A 20,036-nucleotide genomic window follows, 5' to 3' on the forward strand; every position below is an offset into this window, starting at 1 on the left:
AGTGAAGAAGTCTACTAAGAAGTGGGTGCGAATCCAGAATGAACGAACGCATTCTAGTCATCGAAGATGAGGACGGCATTGCACGTGTCCTCCAACTAGAGCTTGAGCATGAAGGCTATGTGGTCGGACGTGCTGCCGACGGCAGAAGCGGTCTCGAGCAAGCGACGAATGGCGAATGGAATTTGCTGCTGCTTGATGTGATGCTGCCTGAGCTGAACGGCATTGAAGTGCTGCGCAGAATTCGTCAGTCAGGCAACCCGATTCCGATTATTTTGCTAACCGCCCGTGATACGATTCCGGATAAAGTAAGCGGCTTCGAGCATGGCGCTAACGACTATATTACGAAACCATTTGCGATGGAGGAGCTGCTCGCTCGCGTCCGTAACCTGCTGCGGATTTTCCAAGCACAGCCGAAGGAAGCAGAGAGTCCAGACATCCTCAAAGTAGCCGATCTGTCGATCGAGCTGCGCACGCGCAAAGTGTATCGCAAGGACGTGCTGATCGAGCTTACGCCTCGTGAGTTTGAGCTGCTTGTTTATTTGGCGGAGCACAGGAACGAGGAGAAGTCGCGGGAAGATATTTTATCTGAAGTGTGGGGCTATGATTTCATTGGCGAGACGAATCTTGTTGACGTGTACATCCGATATTTGCGGCAAAAGATTGATAAAGGCTATCGGCATAAGCTCATTCATACCGTGCGCGGTGTCGGCTACATGCTGAAGGAGCCGGATGCATGACGCTGCGAAGAAGGTTTACGTTCTTTACCATCTTTTGGCTGATCTTCATCTTGATCTTGTTCAACATTTTCGTCTACTTATTTGTGATAAAAATCACGATACGAAGCGAAGATCAGCTGCTTACGAATAAAGTGAATATTCTGCTCGAGGATAGGCGAATAAGCGAACCTTCGCAGCTCGCGAACGCGGATTTGCTGCGGGATTATTATAACGTCGATGAGCTCATGCGCATTGTGAACAGCAGCGGCAAGATCGTCAATTCACAAGGGTCCGACCCGGAGCTGCTGGCGCTAAAGCCTGTGTTTACGAACAAGCATGATACGGGTATGTTCTTCATTGAAGGGCGCAGAGTGCTCTATATGAAGGTGCCGCTCTACAAGAATAACGAAGTGATCGGCACGCTGGAGATTTATCGCAAGCTGCAGCTGCTGGACAGCTATTTGCAAGTGCTTGTTATCGCGCTGACGATTACGAGTATCGGTGCTATTCTATTCGCCATCTTCGGTACATATTGGTTCACCTCAAGGCTTACTTCTCCGATTCAGCATATGGTTCAGACGATGAGGGAGATCGACAGAAGCGGGAAGCTGCGGCAGATCGAGCTGGCTCAACGTGATCAGTCCGCGGAGCTGCTGCAGCTGGCGCGTGCGTTCAATCAGATGATCAACCGACTTGATCGGCAGTTCGAGCGGCAGAAACAGTTCGTTGCCGATGCGTCGCATGAGCTGAAGACACCGCTTACGGTTATTAGCAGCTATGCCGGCATGCTGAAACGGTGGGGGCGCGACGACGCGAATATCCGCGATGAGGCGATTGAAGCGATCAGCAAGGAAGCGCAGCGACTGCAGAATTTGACCAAATCCATGCTGCAGCTGGCGCAAGCGGAGCAGGAAGATTGGCTGAACATCGAGAGCTTCAATATTGTTCAGCTCGTGGATGAGACGGCCGACATGCTGCATATTACGTTCCAGCGCATGATCCGCGTACATACAGGCAAGCAGGATGTCCGGCTGAGCGGGGACAAGGATAAGATCCGTCAGCTGCTTGTTATCTTGCTCGATAATGCCATTAAATACAGCAAAGATGCGATCGATATTACGATATCGCTGAACAAAGGCGTCGTTAGGATGTCCGTCTCAGACAAAGGGATCGGCATACCTGAGGATGAGATGCCGAATCTGTTCGAGCGGTTTTACCGCGTCGACGGTGCAAGAAGCCGGGCCACCGGGGGAGCAGGCCTCGGCTTATCGATTGCCAAACGGATCGTCGATATGCATGAGGGCAAGATCGACGTATTCAGCAAACCTGATCAGGGGACGACGATATCGGTTGCGCTGCCGCAAAAGAAATAAACGAAATGGGGATGCAAGATGAGCAGTTTACGAGTATGTGCCGTGCAATATAAGCTCGCGGATATCGCAAGCTTCGAGGATTTTGCCGCGCAATCCACACACTATGTGAGAAACGCCTCCGAGTATGGCGTTCAGTTTGTTTTGTTTCCGGAGTTTTTCACGACTCAGCTTCTGTCTATTGGAGATGAAGAGGGTCGCCCGCTTACGATCGAGCGGCTGCCTGACTTTACTGGCCGCTATATCGAGCTCTTTAAGTCGCTCGCTGCTGAATACGGCATGCACATCATCGGCGGTACGCATGTTATTGACGTTGGCGGCGGCAAGCTGAACAATGCCGCGCATCTGTTCTATCCGGACGGCCGCGTCGAGCGCCAAGCGAAGCTGCATATGACGCCAACTGAGCGCGATGAGTGGAACATGCAGCCTGGCGATGGACTACAAGTATTCGATACGGAGTTCGGCACCATTGCGATGCTGACTTGTTATGATATCGAGTTCCCAGAGATCGTTCGTATGGCGAGAGCCAAGGGGGCGGACATTATTTTCTGCCCATCGTGTACGGATGATCGCCATGGGTTTTACCGTGTTCGCTACTGCTGCCATGCTAGAGCGGTTGAGAATCAAGTGTACATCGTGACAACAGGAACAGTCGGCGCTCTGCGCAAAGTTGATTTCATGCGTGCGAACTTCGGTCAGGCCGCAGTGATCTCGCCGAATGATATTCCTTTCCCGCCAGCTGGAATCATGACGGAAGGGATTATCAATGACGATATGCTCGTAGTCGCTGACCTTAACGTCCAACTGCTTCATGACGTCCGTGCTGCAGGCTCTGTTACGACTTGGCGCGACCGCCGGGTAGATCTGTATGGCGACTGGAAGTAGGTTCGCCAACGCCAATGGCAAGGGACATGGAGGAGGCTTCTTCTGATGCGCAAATCGTTGATCGTTTATTTGAACGGGAAGCCGATTGAGATCGTTATTCGGAACTACACAGCCGAAGACATCGCTGGCATGATCGAGATTCAGCGGGTTAGCTTCCCGCCGCCTTTCCCATCTGACTTGTGGTGGAACGAGGAGCAGCTCATGCAGCATATAACGCGATTTCCGGAAGGTGCGCTCTGCGCCGAGATGGATGGAAAGCTCATCGGTTCGATGACTGCGCTCCGAGTAAGCGAAGAGCAGTTGGAGGGCAATCACAACTGGGAATCGATCACCAGCAGCGGCTACATCTCAAATCACGATCCACATGGCACTACGTTGTATGTGGTCGATCTGTGCGTAGTTCCGGAGCTGCGTAAAGCCGGTATCGGCAAATGGCTCATGCTCTCGATGTACGACGTCGTCGTACACTTGGGGCTGGGTCGGTTGCTGGGCGGCGGCCGCATGCCTGGCTATCATAAAGTGAAGGAAGAAGTGTCTGCAGAGCAGTATTTGCAAGGGGTTATAGAGGGGAGCTTCAATGACCCGGTTATCTCTTTCTTGCTCCGATGCGGCCGGATGCCGGTTGGCACGATGGAGCATTATTTGGAAGATGAAGAGTCTCGAGGCTATGCTGCATTGATGGAATGGCGCAATCCTTTTCTAGCTTAATTCTACATAACGAGAGGACGTATTAGACAACATGGACTATATCCGTATTACATCCATTCAAGATCCGTTGTTTGCCAAAATGCACAAGCTGCTGGAAACGGTGTTTCCGCCTGAAGAAGTGTACGCCTATGAGAAATGGGAAGGTCCGCTTCAAGATGACAGCATCCATGTATATGTCGCAGTTCACGAAGGTGAAGTTGTCGGCACGACGGAATACCGCTATTATCCGAAGCTGCGCGTCGCGATGACGGACTTCACCATCATCGGTCGTCCAGGTCTCGGTATTGGACGCTTCCTGATGAAGAGCAGAAGCGCCGATCTTGCGCGCTTGGCGGCAGCGAGCGAGACGGAGTCGCTCGGCATGTTTGCAGAGATTTACAACCCGGCGCTCGCGCAATCGGACTTCGGCGGCATCTATCCGATGAGCCCTTTCGTCCGCCGCGAAGTCTTGTCGCATATCGGCTATATGCGGCTGGATTTCCCGTATGTGCATCCATCTTGGGAAGAGGATGGCGCAGCGGTCGGCGGCTTGGATCTTTGCTTCCTGCCTCAGGATGAGAGCAGAACGGAGCTTCCGGCATCGCTCGTGATCGATTTTCTAACCGGATACTATTCTGCACTGCCGATCAAACCGGATGAATGGTATGCGATGGTGGAGCAATTGAAATCGAAAACAACGATTACGCTGCTTCCGCTTTAGTCGGAACAGATTATTCTAGGGGAGTGATCATCATGACCCTATCAATCACCTTCTGGGGAACAGGTGATTCTATGGGGGTTCCGCGTGTTTATTGCTCGTGCGCTGTTTGTGAGGAAGCGAGGGGGAGCGGGCTCAATCGCCGCTTCCGCTCGCTTGTTCATTTGGCCGACGAGGAGTTCGGCACGATGCTCATCGACTGCGGTCCAGAATGGCGCAGGCAGATGGAAGCTGCCTCGCTTCGCGTGATCGATACGATTCTCATCACGCATGCGCATTTCGACCATATCGCCGGTCTGCCGGAGTGGGCGGATATGAATCGCTGGCTTGGACGCAAAGGGCAGGCTTATGCGATGCCTGATGTGATTCAAGCGATCAAGCGCCAATTTCCGTGGCTGACGAATCAGATTCATTTTCATCCGATAGATGGTCTGCTGCGGTTTGGCGGTTGGGAAGTGATCACTTGGCGCGTCAATCATGGCAAGAACGGTCATGCGTACGCGTTCCGGTTCGACCATCCGGCTACCGGACGCGCATTCGCGTATTGTTCGGATTCGATTGCGCTTAGAGGCGAGGAGCTTGTACCTCTAGAGGGGCTTGATCTCCTTGTTCTCGGGACGAACTTCTACAAGGAGCCGTTTCCATTCGAGTCGCGTTCCGTGTACGATGTGACCGAAGCGCTTGAGCTCATCGAGCAGATGAAGCCAGGCAGAACGCTGCTGACGCATTTGTCGCATGACATTGATCTCGCACATGATTATGCGCTGCCGGACGCTGTTGATTTTGCGAGAACAGCGATGATTGTCGAGGTATAGTTTCGCTATAGGCAACTGTACCCTTGACTTTGGATGGCTGGAAAGCTATAGTGAATATAAATTTAAGATGCAAGGGGAAATTTTGATGTCGGTTATGGTTCTTAACTTCTAAATTGGATAAGACTTGGAGCCTGAAGTGCTTCAAGTGGCGTATTGCCGAAATTGATTTTCGTGTTTTGTTGTAAATTTGCAGCTTTCCTGCAGGTTTATTTCTTTGCGGAATCGTTCGCCTTATGCCGGCCAATGAGTTAAGAACATGACAATTTCCGCCTGCTGGACGGTAAATTAGCGTGCTCTTGGAGCACGCTTTTTTTCATTGTACGGACTTCTCTGCATTTGCAGCTGCTTTATGCTGCGGAGAGGTCTGCGACAATGAGCTGGTACCGTCTCGATCGAAACAGGAATGGGAAGCGTGATGCGCTTTCTGTTCCTGTTTTTTTATGTTCACTTATTAAACGACGAAGGATGGATCAAGAACAATGAATAACCGTACAATGTCCAAATTAGAATTCGATAAAATCAAAACGCTGCTGCTTTCTTACACCGTTTCTGGCCCAGGGAAAGTGCTCGCGGAGAAGCATCAACCAAGCTCGCAAGCGGGTCAAGTGCGAGCGTGGCTGACGGAGACGGCTGAAGCTGTACGTTTGCTCGCGACCGGAGCAAGCGTGCCGATCTCCGCGATGGAAGGGATGGAGAGCTTCATGGCTCTGCTCGGCAAAGGCAAAATCTACACCGAGCAAGAGCTTGGCAATCTCGCTGTGTGGCTCACATCGGTCTCGCAGATGAAGCGGTACATGGCCAGCAAGGAGATGACCGCTCCAACGATCAGCAGCTATGCCGATTCGATGCATGATTGTCCGGCTCTGCTGGAGGAGCTGGACCGTTGTATCCGCCACGGCGTGCTGACCGATCAAGCATCGCCGGAGCTTGGCGATATTCGCAGACATCTCGCCGCCGCTGAGGATCGGATCGAGCGCAAGCTGAACCAGCTGCTCGGCAAATACAAGTCTGCGCTGCAAGATCCGCTCGTCAGCAAACGGAACGGCCATTTCGTTCTTCCCGTGAAGCGGGAGCTACGCAGACAGGTGCCGGGCACGGTGTGGGATGAATCGGCGAGCGGACAGACGCTGTTCGTAGAGCCAGTAGATGTGGCGGATCTGCAAGCGGAATGGCAGATGTGGAAGTCGGAGGAGGAGCGGGAGCGGACGGCGATCCTGTCGCAGCTGTCTGATCAAGCAGAGGAACAAGGCGACAAGCTGAAATGGAACGTTGAAGCGATGGCTTCGTTCGATTTTATTTTTGCGAGAGGGAAGCTCGGTCGCACCTATAACGGAATCGCTGCAGCGATTGTAGATCAGCCTTATGTGCGTCTTGTTGGAGCTCGCCATCCGCTGCTTGGCGAGAAAGCGGTGCCGCTCACGATTGAGATAGGCGGAGACTGGCGCCAGCTCATCATTACGGGGCCGAACACCGGCGGCAAGACAGTTGCGCTCAAGACGATCGGGCTGTTCGCGCTCATGACGCAAGCGGGGCTGTTAATTCCGGCACAGCCAGGCACAGAGATAGGGCTGTTCCAAACGATTCTCGCCGATGTGGGCGACGGGCAGAGCATCGAGCAGTCGCTCAGCACCTTCTCGGCGCATATGGACTGTCTCAGCGAGATGCTCGGCAGCGCGAATGCGAGATCGCTCATTCTGCTCGATGAGCTCGCGGCTGGTACGGACCCCGGCGAAGGCATCGCACTCGCCATTGCCGTACTGGAAGAGCTGCTCCAGCGGGGCTCGCTCGTTGCGGCGACGACGCATTTTAACGAGATCAAACGTTTCGCTGCTCGGACGAAAGGCTGTACGAACGCAAGAATGGCGTTCGACTCGGAGACGTTGAAGCCGCTCTATCAACTCGAGGTCGGAGAAGCGGGAGACAGCTACGCGTTCGCGATTGCGAGGCGATTCGGCTTGCCGGAGAAGGTTGTTCAGCGCGCAGAACAGCGGTTGAAGGCGGCGGTGCGATCAGCCGCTGGCAACGCAGCAGCCGTTAACAACAATGCGGAAGCTGAGCTCGCAATGGAAGCGGAAGCCGACGCTATAGTAGAAACGTGGAAACCTAAGCCGGAACGAGCGAAGAAAGTGAAACGAGCAACGGAGTCAGCGAACGAGCCGACCAACGAGGAATTACAGGATGGCTCACCTGCTTCGAAAAAGCCTTTTGAAGTAGGAGACTGTGTCTGGATCTATCCGTTGAAGCGGACCGGAATTGTATATCAACCTGCGAATGAGCGCGGCGACGTCGTCGTTCAAGTACAGAAGACGAAGATGACATTCAACCGCAAACGGCTGTCGCTCTACATTCCGAGCAAGCAGCTGTACCCGCAGGGCATTGATTACGACATGGATATCGTGTTCGAATCGAAGGAGAATCGCAAGACGCGCCATCAGATGGAACGCAAATACGTGCCGGGACTTACAATCGTCACGCCTCCGGACGAATCCAAGGCATAACTCGCTACTAACCTGCCGCAGCGCAAAATACAGAAACAGCCAGCCACTCAGCAACATTGCTGAATAGAGCTGGCTGTCCTCTTTTCTCGAACTCGTACTTGATGTTAATCCTTTTCCTGAACCCGAACCTGATGCTAATCTCGACTCTCAATGACCAACAGCAATCCGTCTCGCACTTGAATCTGACCTTGATCCCCAAGAAGCTTGTTGCTAATTCCAAGCGACTGTCCAATCTCAAGCGTTGCCTCGTGCAGCGGGTACTGGAAACCTGTCAGTGTAATGCCTGTCACACGCTCTGTTAACGGGAGCAGCGAGATGTAGGTGAATCCTTTGTTAATGAGGTTAACTCCCCCCTCTGAAGCAAGCTGTATACAATTATGCTCGTCCACTATGGAGGCCGAGACTCCTTGCTGCAATGCCATCCGAAGCAAATGGACATTCGCCAGCGAATGATCGAAGCGCGTCCCGAGCGCACCTAACATCACGATCCGCTCCGGGTTCCGCGACAGTGCGAGGCGCCATGCCAGCTCCGTATCGGTATAGTCTTTATCAATCGGATCGAAATCGAGCGTTTCGTCGCTCATCTCACGGATGAATGCAAGCTGCTCAGACGTCACCGAGTCAAAATCCCCAAGCGAAATATGCGGCTTATAACCGTTCTCCGTCAGGAACAGCGCTCCGGCGTCTGCACCAATCAATAGATCACCGTCTTCAATCAGCTCCAGCGCCCATTTGCCCAAACGGCCACCGGTAAAAATAACGATACGTTTATGTTCCATAACCCCATCTGCCAGCCTTTCTGAATCATACGTCACGTTGCATTGCTTTTGCTTAAGACAGTATACTTCGGTTTGCCCTGCGTTGACTAGCCGAGATTCGGTCATAATGAAAGAAGGTAATGCTTGAAGAATATGAAGACCGCGGCTAAAATGAGTAAGGATTATGATTCGGGGAGATACGCGGGGGCATCATGAAATGAATATTCAAATGGACATGGATATCTTTACGGTATTCAGCATCATCGGTACGATCGCGTTCGCAGTGAGCGGCGCCATCGTTGCGATGGAAGAAGAGTATGATATTTTGGGCGTTTACGTGCTCGGGCTCGTGACTGCTTTTGGCGGAGGCGTAATTCGTAACCTCCTCATCGGCGTGCCGATTCCGACGATCTGGACGCAGGGAATGCTGCTGAAGACAGCGGTCATCGCTATGACGATTGCATTCATCCTCCCGGTCAAATGGCTGAAGACGTGGAAGAAGAGTGAAGCGTTCTTCGATGCGATCGGGCTTTCGGCCTTTGCCATCCAAGGGGCACTGTACGCAGCAGGTAAGTATCCGCTCAGCGCAGTAATGGTGGCAGCGATGCTGACTGGTATCGGCGGCGGTATGATACGAGACGTGCTGGCAGGACGGAAGCCGCTTGTGCTCCGGGACGAAATCTATGCTGTATGGGCATTGGCGGCAGGCGCCGTCATCAGCTTGGGCTGGTTCCACACACCGGCGCAGCTGCTGATCTTGTTCGTCATCGTTATTATTTTCCGAATGCTGTCTGTTCACTATAGCTGGCGATTGCCTCGCCGATCATTGAAATACGCGCTGGCTCAATCGATTTTCCATGCCGATGAGGAGAAACGGGCTGCTGCAGCATCTGCAATTCAAGAACAAGAAGAAGTCGAAAGGAAGCAAAATGATTAACGTATTGTTTGTATGTCTCGGCAACATTTGCCGCTCGCCGATGGCGGAAGCCGTATTCCGGCATCAATTGAAGGAACAGCATCTGGAGGATCGCATTGCGGTCGATTCGGCCGGAACGGGCGATTGGCACCTCGGCAAGCCGCCGCATGAAGGCACAAGGAAGCTGCTTGACGAATATGGCATCTCGTATGACGGCATGCGTGCAAGACAGGTGCTGATGCAAGATTATCAATCGTATGACTATATCATCTGTATGGACAGCAACAATGAGCGTGATGTAAAGCAGCTGTTCGGAACGATGTCAGACAGTCATGCTCAGGTGTTCAAGTTCATGGATTTGCTGCCGGAACAGGCGAGTAACGATGTGCCGGACCCGTACTATACAGGCAACTTCGACGAAGTGTATGAGCTGGTGTCCGAAGGATGTAAGCGACTGATTGCTCGAATCGGCGCTGAATATAGCGAGCTATCCAAGTAATTTCGAGAAGCAAAAAGACCGTATTCCCGGATGAGGGGAGTACGGTCTTACTTCTTTTCCACGCAATTCTATTCAAAGCAACTTATTTTCCAAGTTAATTAAGCTTCCTCATGCAAAAAAGCTCGAAGTGCATCCGGGATATGCTGCTGCCAGAAGCCCCAAACATGATCGCCGTTGTGCTCGCTGTAGTTGATTCGTGCGCCTCTGCCCTCCAGTATCACTTTCATCTCACGATTAATCGCTACGAAATCATAGACGGTGCCTCGGTCTGATTTGAATGCCGTTTCCTGCAAGCCTACGATCATGAACAGCGACAGCCTGCTTAGGTCGGCCGATTGCTCCGCAATCGCGCGGGATGCGGGATAAAAGGCGCCGGACAGGGAAATAACTTGATCGAACAAATCCGGATACGTTAATGCAAGATGAAGACTCACTGTGCCGCCTAGCGAATCGCCTGCAAGAATACGAGCGCTCTTGTCTCGTCTAGCTGGATACTTGGATTCGATATAAGGAACAAGTTCATCCCCGAAGAATGCGACGTAGCCATGATGCCGGTCGCCGTCTGGCGAATACTCCGCCGTGCGGTGTGCAATATCAACCTCGACGCCTACAATAATGAACGGCTCGATTCCTTCATCGAGAATGAGCTGGTTCGCCGTTGTCGCAATACGTCCGAAATTGAAGAATTGTTCGCCGTCCTGACAGTAGACGACAGGGTAACTGAGCAGTTCATTATAGCCCGGCGGCAAATAGATCCGAAGATTCCGCTCGCCCTCCGGCAGATTTTGACTAGGAATGACATCTTTCACAATCGTTCTTTTCAAATAACGCGCATCAGTCATGAATAAAAAGCTCCTTTGCCTTGCATGGTTTGGACGTGTTGTGGGTAAACAAAAGGGAGGTGGTTCAAAGCAGTTTTGTTAACTGTTGGTTAGAAATGTTCGTGTTGTATTATGCTGTACTAGTACTTTGATAGTTCTGTTACATATACAATTTAGCAGGCTAATAGATGAAATGTTACAAAATACAACGGTTTATGGTGTTTTATGCTTTGACCATTTCGGTTAAACAGGTTTATAATCATTCTATAACAGAGATACTCGTTTTTTCAAATATTCAACTGAGGTGAACAATATGAGCAAGCTGCCTTACGAAGTTCAGACGGAGCCTGTTACTCCACTTTCCGTGCTGTCTCCAGAAGGAGAAATCGTCAATGAAGCAATGATGCCGAATTTGTCGGATGAGCAACTGAAAGAAATTATGTATCGTATGGTTTTCACACGCACATGGGATGAGCGTGCAGTTAACTTGGGAAGACAAGGACGCCTTGGGTTCTACGCTCCTGTATCCGGCCAAGAAGCATCGATGGTTGGCAGTGAGTACGCCCTGAATAAAGATGATTTCATTTGCCCGGGCTACCGTGATATGCCGCAAATCGTATGGCACGGTCTTCCGTTATATCAAGCATTCCTATACTCCCGTGGCCATCAGCACGGCGGTCAAATTCCTGAGGACGTTCACGTGCTTATGCCGCAAATCATTATCGGAGCACAAATCTTGCACGCAACTGGCGTAGCCATGGCGTTCAAGAAGAAGAACGAGAAGCGCGTTGCGATCACTTATACAGGTGACGGCGGTTCGTCCGAAGGCGATTTCTACGAAGGTATGAACTTTGCCGGCGCATTCAAGCTTCCGGTTATTTATGTGGTTCAAAATAACGGCTATGCGATCACAACGCCATACGCGAAGCAAACTGGCGCATTGTCGGTAGCTCATAAAGCAGTAGCTGCGGGTATCCGCGGTATCCAAGTAGACGGCATGGACGTTCTTGCCGTTGTTAAAGCCGTTCAAGAAGCAGCAGAGCGCGGCCGTAACGGCGAAGGCGCAACGCTGATCGAGATGCTGACATACCGTTTCCGTCCGCACTCCATGGCGGATGACACGACGAAGTACCGTACGAAGGACGAAGAAGCAGAATGGAGCCTGAAAGATCCAATCACTCGCTTCGCGAAGTTCCTCGAGAAGAAAGGTCTCTGGACAGAAGAAGATACAGCTCGTGTGAAAGAAGAAGCGAAAGCGACTGTTAACGAGCACATCAAGAAAGCAGAGCAAACGGAGAAAATGACAGTGAGCGGCTTGATCGACTCCATGTTCGAACATACTCCGGCACACCTGGAAGCGCAAAAAGCCGATTTTCAATAATGGGATGACTATAGAAGCAAGCTAAGGAGGAACTCGCGACAATGGCTCAAATGAATATGAAAGAAGCGATCCGCGATGCAATGCGCGTGGAGCTTAAAAATGACCCGAACGTGTACGTCTTCGGTGAAGACGTCGGTAAGGTCGGCGGCGTATTCCGTGCGACTGAAGGACTTCAAGGAGAATTCGGCGAAGACCGCGTATTCGATACCCCGCTTGCTGAATCTGCAATCGCAGGCATGGCAGTAGGTATGGGGCTTCAAGGCTTCCGTCCGGTGGCCGAGATCCAATTCGTCGGCTTCATCTACGAAGCGATGGACCAAATGTTTATCCAAGCAGCTCGTATGCGTTACCGCTCCGGCGGCCGTTACAACTCGCCGATCGTATTCCGTACGCCTTTCGGCGGCGGCGTTAAAGCGGCTGAGCTTCACACGGACTCGCTCGAAGGCTTGGCTATCCAAACGCCTGGTATCAAAGTAATCGTGCCTTCCAACCCGTACGATGCGAAGGGCTTGCTCGTTGCAGCAATTCGCGACAACGATCCGGTCTTCTTCATGGAGCACCTGAACTTGTACCATGCATTCCGTGCCGAGGTGCCTGAAGAAGCGTACACGGTTGAAATCGGCAAAGCGAACGTAGTTCGCGAAGGTTCCGACGTGACAATCATCGCTTACGGCCTGATGGTTCACACTGCAGTGAAAGCAGCTGAAGAGCTTGAGAAGAGCGGCGTGAAGGCAGAAGTTATCGACCTTCGCACACTGCTTCCGCTTGATATTGATACAATCGTTGCTTCGATTAAGAAGACAAACCGTGCAATCGTTGTGCAAGAAGCACAAAAAACGTCCGGTGCAGCAGCAGAAATCATTGCTCAAATCAACGAACATGCGATTCTTCACCTGGAAGCGCCAGTACTCCGCGTAGCTGGTCCAGATACGGTTTATCCGTTCGCGCAAGTTGAAGACGCTTGGCTGCCTAACCCGGCACGGATTGTTAAGGCTGTTAATCAAGTGATGAACTTTTAATCATAGACATCAGGTTGTGAAGGAGGTCACGGAACGTGGCAAAATTCGAATATCGTTTCCCAGAGCTCGGCGAAGGTTTGCACGAAGGCGAAATCGTCAAAATGCACATTACGCCGGGTGCTGCGGTAACGGATGAAGATATTATCATGGAAGTGCAGAATGACAAGGCAATCGTTGAGGTTCCTTGTCCTGTAAACGGCAAAGTGCTTGAAGTGCTCGTGAAGGACGGTCAAGTATGCCACGTCGGCGATATCGTTGCGATTATCGACGCGGAAGGCGAACTGCCTGAGCAAGCAGCACCAGCCGGCGACAGCCACAGCAATGCAGCTCCAGCGGCACCTGCTCCGGCAGCAGCGCCTGCACCAGCACAAGCGGCAGCGCCTGCACCAGCAGCAGTTCCAGCTCCAGCTCCTGTTAAAGCAGCTGGCGGTCTTGTACTTGCAACGCCTAGCGTTCGCAAATACGCTCGCGAGAAAGGCGTAGATATCACAACAGTTGCGGGCACGGGCAAGAATGGCCGCATCACTCGTGAAGATATCAACGCATTCGCAGCAGGCGGCGGCGCAGTAGCGCAAGCGGCAGCAGGTGCAGTCGCTGAAGCTCCTGCAGCAAGCGAAGCGAAAGCAGCAGCTAACGCACCGGCAACTGTAGTGGTTGGCGATCGCGTTGAAGAGCGCGTACCGTTCAAAGGTATCCGCAAAGCGATTGCTAACGCGATGGTGAAGTCGGTGTACACTGCACCTCACGTTACAATCATGGACGAAGTGGATGTAACGGCTCTTGTTGAGCTTCGTACAAAAGCGAAGCCTATGGCTGAGAAGAAAGGCGTTAAGCTGACTTATCTGCCATTCATCGTGAAAGCACTCGTAGCTGCATGCCGTCAGTTCCCGGTCATGAACGCGATGCTTGATGAAGAGAAGCAAGAGATCGTATACAAGAAGTACTACAATATCGGTATCGCAACGGATACTGACAACGGCCTCATCGTTCCGGTTATCCACGATGCTGACCGCAAGAACGTATGGATGGTTGCTGACGCCATCAAAGACTTGGCAACACGCGGCCGCGACGGCAAGCTGACGCCAACTGAGATGAAAGGCAGCACAATCAGCATTACGAACATCGGTTCCGCAGGCGGTATGTTCTTTACTCCAGTTATCAACTTCCCTGAAGTTGCGATTCTGGGTACTGGCCGCATCTCCGAGAAGCCGGTTGTGAAGAATGGCCAAATCGTCCCTGCTTCTGTAATGGCTCTTTCCTTGAGTTTTGACCACCGCCTCATCGACGGCGCAACAGCTCAAAACTTCATGAACTACATTAAACAGCTGCTTGCTGATCCGCAATTACTTGTAATGGAGGTCTAAAACGATGGTAGTAGGAGATGCTTCACTAGATATTGATTTGCTCGTTATCGGCGCCGGCCCAGGTGGCTATGTTGCGGCAATTCGTGCCGCTCAGCTTGGTCAAAGCGTACTCGTTGTAGATAAGCAATACACAGGCGGCGTTTGCTTGAACGTTGGCTGTATCCCGTCCAAGGCGCTTATTTCCGCGTCGCACCAATATGAATCCATCAGCCACGCTTCTTCCTTCGGTATCACGGCATCCGATGTGAAAGTGGAATGGAACAAAGTGCAGGCGTTCAAGGACGGCGTCGTCAAGAAATTGACTGGCGGCGTAGGCGCCCTGCTTAAAGCGAACAAGATCCAATTCTTCAGCGGCGAAGCGATGTTCATCAACGAGAACGAAGCGCGCGTCTTCAATGAACAAGAAGCACCGCGTTACCGTTTCAAGCATTGCATCATCGCGACTGGCTCGCGTCCAATCGAGCTGAAAGCATTCCCATATGGCGGCCGCATCGTGTCTTCGACAGAGGCGCTTAGCCTGCCAGAAATTCCGAAGAGCCTCGTTGTTATCGGCGGCGGCTACATCGGCGTTGAGCTCGGCCAAATGTACGCTCGCTTCGGCACGAAAGTTACAGTTATCGAAGGTTCGGATCAAATCCTTCCAGGCTTCGACAACGACATGTCCTCGCTCGTAGCGAAGAAGCTGAAGGCTTCCAAGACAGAGATCGTAACAGGCGCACAAGCGAAGAGCGCGACACAAACCGAGAACGACGTAACCGTAACTTACACAGTTAACGGCGAAGACAAGCAAGTTACAGCAGACTACCTGCTCGTAACGGTTGGCCGTCGTCCAAACACAGACGGTGAGCTTGGTCTTGACATGATCGGCGTTAAGATGACTGACCGCGGTATGATCGAAACAGATCACCAATGCCGCACTAGCATTCCTCACATCTTCGCAATCGGCGACATCGTTGCAGGCCCAGCGCTTGCGCACAAAGCGATGTACGAAGGCCGCGTAGCTGCTGAAGTAATTGCTGGACAACCGAGCACGGTTGACTACAAGTGCATTCCGCTTGTTGTATTCTCCGATCCAGAGCTTTCGAGCGTAGGCTACAGCGAGAAAGAAGCAAAGGAAAAAGGTCACAACGTGAAGGTTGGCAAGTTCCCGTTCAACATCAACGGTCGCGCATTGTCCCTTGGCGTAAACGAAGGCTTCGTGAAGCTCATCGCTGACGCAGATAACGGCCTCTTGCTTGGCGCGCAAATCGCCGGCATCGAAGCTTCCAACATGATCGCAGAGCTTGGCCTTGCAATCGAAATGGGCGCAACGCTTGAAGATATCGCCCTGACGATCCATGCGCATCCAACGCTTGGCGAGATCGTTCTTGACGCAGCAGAGATGGCGCTTGGTCACCCGATCCACGCGATCTCCAAATAATACAGCTTACTTGAAACACGAAGAGGTCACGCCGCAGTTCCCTGCAGCTGGCCTCTTTTCTTCATACATACCTACAATCTACAGGAAGGTGGTGCGGCATCATGTCAGAAGAAACGGTAAGCAAACGCACAGGTGAATCCAGGTCCACGATGATGCAGCTTATTTTCCCGCTCGATACGAATTACCATGGCACGATGTTCGGCGGCAAGGTGATGGAGTACATGGACAAAATCGCAGCGATCGCCAGCATGCGCCATGCGCGCGGACCTACGGTGACCGCATCGACGGACAGCCTCGATTTCGTTGCGCCGATCAAGGTCGGGGATATGATCGATGTTGAAGCCTTCGTCACATGGACGCATAACAGCTCAATGGAGATTTACGTTAAGGTGCAAACAGAGAATGTGTATACAGGTGAGCGGAAAACGGCAGTGACTGCATTTTTCACCTTCGTAGCACTTAACGAGAATGGTAAGCCGACTAAGGTCCCAGGGATCGTACCAGAGACGGAAGAAGAGAAGCAGCTCCATGAGACTGCGCCTGATCGATATGAACTAAGAATGCAGCGAAAACAGGACAGACAAAAAGATAAATAAATGGTATAATCTTGGGATAAGTATCGTTTAAGGAAGGAGTTTGACGAAAATTGAAGGCATATTTAGACTTACTTCGCGATGTGCTGGAGAACGGCGTAGAGAAAGAAGACCGTACCGGGACGGGAACAAAGTCCGTATTCGGGCGTCAACTTCGGTTTGATTTGAGCAAAGGCTTTCCTCTCGTAACGACGAAGCGTATGCATGTGAAATCCATTATCCATGAGCTGCTCTGGTTCCTGAAAGGCGATACGAACGTCAGCTATCTGCAGGAGAACGGCGTTCGCATTTGGAATGAATGGGCGGATGAGAACGGTGACCTCGGTCCTGTCTATGGCTCGCAGTGGCGAGCGTGGGAAACGCCAGATGGCCGCAAAATCGATCAAATCGCAGCAGTCGTTGAGTCGATCAAGCGCAATCCGGATTCCCGCCGTCATATCGTGAGCGCATGGAACGTGGCGGAAATTGATAATATGAAGCTGCCGCCGTGCCACTTCGTATTCCAGTTCTACGTCGCGAACGGAAAGCTGTCCTGCATGCTGACAATGCGCTCTTCGGATACATTCCTGGGTTTGCCGTTTAACATTGCACAGTACGCGCTTCTGACGCATATGATTGCACAGCAGTGTGATCTGGAAGTGGGCGATTTCATCTACTCCGGCGCGGATGTCCATATTTACAGCAATCATATTGAACAGGTAGAGCTGCAGCTGACGCGTGAACCGTATCCGCTGCCGACGCTTCTTATTAAAAGAAAGCCGGATTCGATCTTCGATTATCAATATGATGATTTCGAAATTATAAACTATCAGCATCATCCGACGATTAAAGCGGAAGTCGCGATCTAAGAAGGGGCCAGGTTAGCGAACATGACAATTACGATGATCGCCGCGATGGCACATAATCGGGTAATCGGTATCGAGAATGGCATGCCATGGCATCTGCCGGCCGAGATGGCGCATTTTCGCCGCTCGACCTTGGGCAAGACGGTCGTAATGGGCCGCAAAACGTTCGAATCGTTCGGTTCGCGGCCGCTTCCGAAGCGCCGCAATGTTATTTTGACGAGAAGTGAGCAATTTGCGCCAGATGGCTGTGAAATTGTGCACTCCGTCGAAGAGGCGATTGCGAAGTTTGGTCAGACGAGTAATGCGGATCATGCCTCTGGGGAATCCGATGAGCTGATGATTATTGGCGGGACTGAGATTTATAACCAGTTTCTTACTTATGCAGACAAGCTGCTATTGACTGAGGTTGATGCGGATGTCGAAGGCGATGCGCATTTCCCTTATTTTGAACAGGATGAGTGGACTGTAGCGAATCGTGAGCCATATGCGAAAGATGAGAAAAATGCATATGACTTCGCGATCGTGACTTACGTAAGGAAGAAGTAGGGAGCTTGCAGCTGTTTAATTGAAATGCCGTACAATATGTGATAAAGTGCAAATGATTGTACGGAAAATCCATTTATAGAAATGGACCTGCTTGCTACGATATTACAAATAGTTTGTCAGGTTTATAATGGGAAAGTTTGATATTGAATAATAGACTGATTCCCGATATAGTTTTAAAGAGATATTGTGAACATTCGGAATGGGAAAATGGATGGAGGAAAAGCAATCATGTCTACACCTACAGGATTTATGGACTACAAACGCGAGCTGCCGGCAGACCGCGATCCGCTTGAACGGATTAAGGATTGGGAAGAGTTTCATAAGCATTTTAGCGATGATCAATTGAGAACCCAAGGCGCGCGCTGTATGGATTGCGGAACGCCTTATTGTCATACAGGCATGGAATTGGCGGGCGGAGCTTCCGGCTGTCCAGTGAATAACCTCATTCCGGAATGGAATAATTTGATCTACCGCGGACTATGGCGCGAAGCGCTTGACCGTCTGCATAAGACGAACAATTTCCCAGAGTTTACAGGCCGCGTGTGCCCGGCTCCGTGCGAAGGCTCTTGTACAGTCGGCTTGATCGGCGATCCGGTTACAATTAAGACAATCGAGCAGTCGATTATCGACAAAGGCTTCGAGGAAGGCTGGGTTGTACCGCAGCCGCCGCTTATGCGTACAGGCAAGAAGGTTGCTGTCGTTGGCTCCGGTCCTGCTGGTATGGCAGCTGCTGCGCAGCTGAACAAGGCTGGCCACACGGTTACGGTTTATGAGCGTGCAGACCGCATCGGCGGCTTGCTCACTTACGGTATCCCAACGATGAAGCTGGATAAGAAAATCGTTCAGCGCCGCGTTGATCTTATGGAAGCGGAAGGCGTAAACTTCGTGACGAATGCTGAGGTCGGCGGCAACGTGCCAGCTGAGCAGCTGATGAACGAATTCGACGCAGTCGTTCTTTGCGGCGGTGCGACGAAAGCGCGTGAAGTTGACATTCCAGGCCGCGACCTGAATGGCGTTCATCTGGCGATGGACTACTTGAACGGCACAATTAAGAGCTACCTGGATTCCAATTTGGAAGACGGCAACTATATTTCGGCAAAAGATAAGGACGTTATCGTTATCGGCGGTGGCGACACAGGTACAGACTGCGTAGCTACGGCACTTCGTCATGGCTGTAAGTCGGTTACTCAATTCGGTACAGTCGGCAAAGCGCCACTTGTTCGTGATAACGACAAGAATCCTTGGCCGCAATTCCCGAACGTGTACACGCTTGATTACGCGCAAGAAGAAGCGAAAGCTCTTTACGGCGCTGATCCTCGCGCATTCTCCGTACTGACGAAGAAATTCGTTGGCGACGAGAACGGCAAATTGAAAGAGCTGCACACGGTTCAAATCGAGCGTACCGTTGAACCGGAAACGGGCCGTAGAATCTATACCGAAATTCCAGGCACAGAGAAGGTTTGGCCTGCTGATCTCGTTCTGATCGCAGTCGGCTTCGACGGACCTGAGCAAACATTGATCGAGAAGCTTGGCCTTGAAACAGACCGCCGTTCGAACGTGAAAGCGGCATATGGTCAGTACAAGACGAGCGTTGACAAAGTATTCGCTGCTGGCGACATGCGCCGCGGACAAAGCTTGGTTGTTTGGGCAATCAACGAAGGCCGCGAAGCTGCTCGTGAAGTGGATCGTTACTTGATGGGAACGACAATGCTGCCATAAGATAGAATTGAGATGAATTAGCATTATCAAAAGCGCCTTCGGGCGCTTTTTCTTTCGTTAGGCAAGTGGAAGAAGAGGAGTGAATAATGGATATGATTCAATACGGATCAGATACGATTACGCAGCTGCGTTTTGTTACATTTAAGCCGCAGATCGAGCGTCGCGACAACCAGTGGGTCGACATAGTGCTGCGCGCAGAGGTTGCTGAGGAGACGCCTGTACCAGAGGGCTTGGTCGATATGTCGATATACGTGATTTGCACATTGAATGGCGGTGCTATTGCGCAAATTGTTCCGCTCGATGAGGATTGTGACTGCGAGTTTCAGTTCACAGCCGATGAGAAGGAGCAGATTAGCGCCTATATCGAAAGTGATGAAATTCAAGCTCAAATTGCAAAACTAGCACTCTCTTAACGAGGGCGGTTTGTGGTAAAATGTACCTGATTGTATCGCTGCGATCAGGGGGA

The 20,036-nt window shown here is 51.6% G+C and carries 20 protein-coding genes; 18 read left to right on the forward strand and 2 right to left on the reverse strand.

All coding sequences use genetic code 11. The features are described 5' to 3' along the window. The first annotated feature begins 38 nt into the window (after positions 1-38). The 7 genes from A8990_RS17985 to A8990_RS18015 all read left to right on the forward strand — a co-directional run bounded on the left by A8990_RS17985 (position 39) and on the right by A8990_RS18015 (position 7,689). Positions 39-737, forward strand: coding sequence for a response regulator transcription factor (locus A8990_RS17985; protein WP_116190426.1), 699 nt, complete (start codon positions 39-41; stop codon positions 735-737). Further along, the gene (locus A8990_RS17990; RefSeq protein ID WP_116190427.1) at positions 734-2,089 is read left to right on the forward strand and encodes a HAMP domain-containing sensor histidine kinase; all 1,356 of its coding nucleotides are present in this window, start codon (positions 734-736) and stop codon (positions 2,087-2,089) included. Before A8990_RS17985 ends, A8990_RS17990 begins: the two co-directional genes overlap by 4 nt. An 18-nt stretch (positions 2,090-2,107) precedes the next feature. Further along, the gene (locus A8990_RS17995; RefSeq protein WP_116190428.1) at positions 2,108-2,971 is read left to right on the forward strand and encodes a carbon-nitrogen hydrolase family protein; all 864 of its coding nucleotides are present in this window, start codon (positions 2,108-2,110) and stop codon (positions 2,969-2,971) included. Between the two features lie 45 nt (positions 2,972-3,016). Then, the gene (locus A8990_RS18000) at positions 3,017-3,679 is read left to right on the forward strand and encodes a GNAT family N-acetyltransferase (protein ID WP_116190429.1); all 663 of its coding nucleotides are present in this window, start codon (positions 3,017-3,019) and stop codon (positions 3,677-3,679) included. Between the two features lie 31 nt (positions 3,680-3,710). Then, positions 3,711-4,379, forward strand: coding sequence for a GNAT family N-acetyltransferase (locus A8990_RS18005; RefSeq protein WP_116190430.1), 669 nt, complete (start codon positions 3,711-3,713; stop codon positions 4,377-4,379). A 32-nt stretch (positions 4,380-4,411) separates the two neighbouring features. Further along, complete coding sequence (locus A8990_RS18010; protein WP_116190431.1) at positions 4,412-5,191, forward strand: MBL fold metallo-hydrolase; 780 nt, start codon at positions 4,412-4,414, stop codon at positions 5,189-5,191. 479 nt (positions 5,192-5,670) lie between these two features. Then, complete coding sequence (locus tag A8990_RS18015) at positions 5,671-7,689, forward strand: endonuclease MutS2 (protein WP_116190432.1); 2,019 nt, start codon at positions 5,671-5,673, stop codon at positions 7,687-7,689. Positions 7,690-7,823: 134 nt separating this feature from the next. On the opposite strand, the gene A8990_RS18020 is transcribed toward A8990_RS18015, so the two are convergent. Then, entirely contained in the window at positions 7,824-8,468 is a 645-nt protein-coding gene (locus tag A8990_RS18020; RefSeq protein ID WP_116190433.1) for a thiamine diphosphokinase, read from the reverse strand. A 214-nt stretch (positions 8,469-8,682) separates the two neighbouring features. On the opposite strand from A8990_RS18020, the gene A8990_RS18025 reads away from it, so the two are divergent. Both A8990_RS18025 and A8990_RS18030 read left to right on the forward strand, forming a co-directional pair. After that, complete coding sequence (locus A8990_RS18025; RefSeq protein WP_181909656.1) at positions 8,683-9,384, forward strand: trimeric intracellular cation channel family protein; 702 nt, start codon at positions 8,683-8,685, stop codon at positions 9,382-9,384. Continuing rightward, positions 9,377-9,862, forward strand: a complete 486-nt coding sequence (locus tag A8990_RS18030; protein WP_116190435.1) for a low molecular weight protein-tyrosine-phosphatase — start codon at positions 9,377-9,379, stop codon at positions 9,860-9,862. The genes A8990_RS18025 and A8990_RS18030 overlap by 8 nt, the downstream gene beginning before the upstream one ends. A gap of 98 nt (positions 9,863-9,960) precedes the next feature. On the opposite strand, the gene A8990_RS18035 is transcribed toward A8990_RS18030, so the two are convergent. Beyond that, positions 9,961-10,704 (reverse strand): alpha/beta hydrolase, encoded by a 744-nt coding sequence (locus A8990_RS18035; protein ID WP_116190436.1) that lies wholly within the window; start codon positions 10,702-10,704, stop codon positions 9,961-9,963. Positions 10,705-10,996: 292 nt separating this feature from the next. On the opposite strand from A8990_RS18035, the gene pdhA reads away from it, so the two are divergent. From pdhA to A8990_RS18080, 9 genes are all read left to right on the forward strand, one after another. Beyond that, a complete protein-coding gene (gene pdhA, locus A8990_RS18040; protein ID WP_116190437.1) occupies positions 10,997-12,064 on the forward strand; it encodes a pyruvate dehydrogenase (acetyl-transferring) E1 component subunit alpha in 1,068 nt (355 codons plus the stop codon). 41 nt (positions 12,065-12,105) lie between these two features. Beyond that, entirely contained in the window at positions 12,106-13,083 is a 978-nt protein-coding gene (locus A8990_RS18045) for an alpha-ketoacid dehydrogenase subunit beta (RefSeq protein WP_116190438.1), read from the forward strand. Positions 13,084-13,118: 35 nt separating this feature from the next. After that, positions 13,119-14,447: a dihydrolipoamide acetyltransferase family protein gene (locus tag A8990_RS18050; RefSeq protein WP_116190439.1), complete on the forward strand. Its 1,329-nt coding sequence runs from the start codon at positions 13,119-13,121 to the stop codon at positions 14,445-14,447. A 4-nt stretch (positions 14,448-14,451) separates the two neighbouring features. After that, positions 14,452-15,867 carry a dihydrolipoyl dehydrogenase gene (gene lpdA, locus A8990_RS18055; RefSeq protein ID WP_116190440.1) on the forward strand — a complete coding sequence of 472 codons (1,416 nt, stop codon included), beginning with the start codon at positions 14,452-14,454 and terminating at the stop codon, positions 15,865-15,867. 101 nt (positions 15,868-15,968) lie between these two features. After that, positions 15,969-16,463, forward strand: coding sequence for an acyl-CoA thioesterase (locus A8990_RS18060; protein ID WP_116190441.1), 495 nt, complete (start codon positions 15,969-15,971; stop codon positions 16,461-16,463). 50 nt (positions 16,464-16,513) lie between these two features. Beyond that, on the forward strand, positions 16,514-17,308 hold the full coding sequence (gene thyA, locus A8990_RS18065; RefSeq protein WP_116190442.1) for a thymidylate synthase: 795 nt from the start codon (positions 16,514-16,516) through the stop codon (positions 17,306-17,308). Positions 17,309-17,329: 21 nt separating this feature from the next. Further along, positions 17,330-17,851 carry a dihydrofolate reductase gene (locus A8990_RS18070; RefSeq protein ID WP_116190443.1) on the forward strand — a complete coding sequence of 174 codons (522 nt, stop codon included), beginning with the start codon at positions 17,330-17,332 and terminating at the stop codon, positions 17,849-17,851. Between the two features lie 228 nt (positions 17,852-18,079). Then, entirely contained in the window at positions 18,080-19,570 is a 1,491-nt protein-coding gene (locus A8990_RS18075) for a glutamate synthase subunit beta (RefSeq protein ID WP_116190444.1), read from the forward strand. A gap of 86 nt (positions 19,571-19,656) precedes the next feature. Further along, the gene (locus A8990_RS18080) at positions 19,657-19,983 is read left to right on the forward strand and encodes a hypothetical protein (protein WP_245996085.1); all 327 of its coding nucleotides are present in this window, start codon (positions 19,657-19,659) and stop codon (positions 19,981-19,983) included. The last annotated feature ends 53 nt before the right edge of the window (positions 19,984-20,036 follow it).

Origin of the sequence: Paenibacillus taihuensis (genome assembly GCF_003386535.1) — a bacterium.
Lineage (GTDB): Bacteria > Bacillota > Bacilli > Paenibacillales > Paenibacillaceae > Paenibacillus_Z > Paenibacillus_Z taihuensis.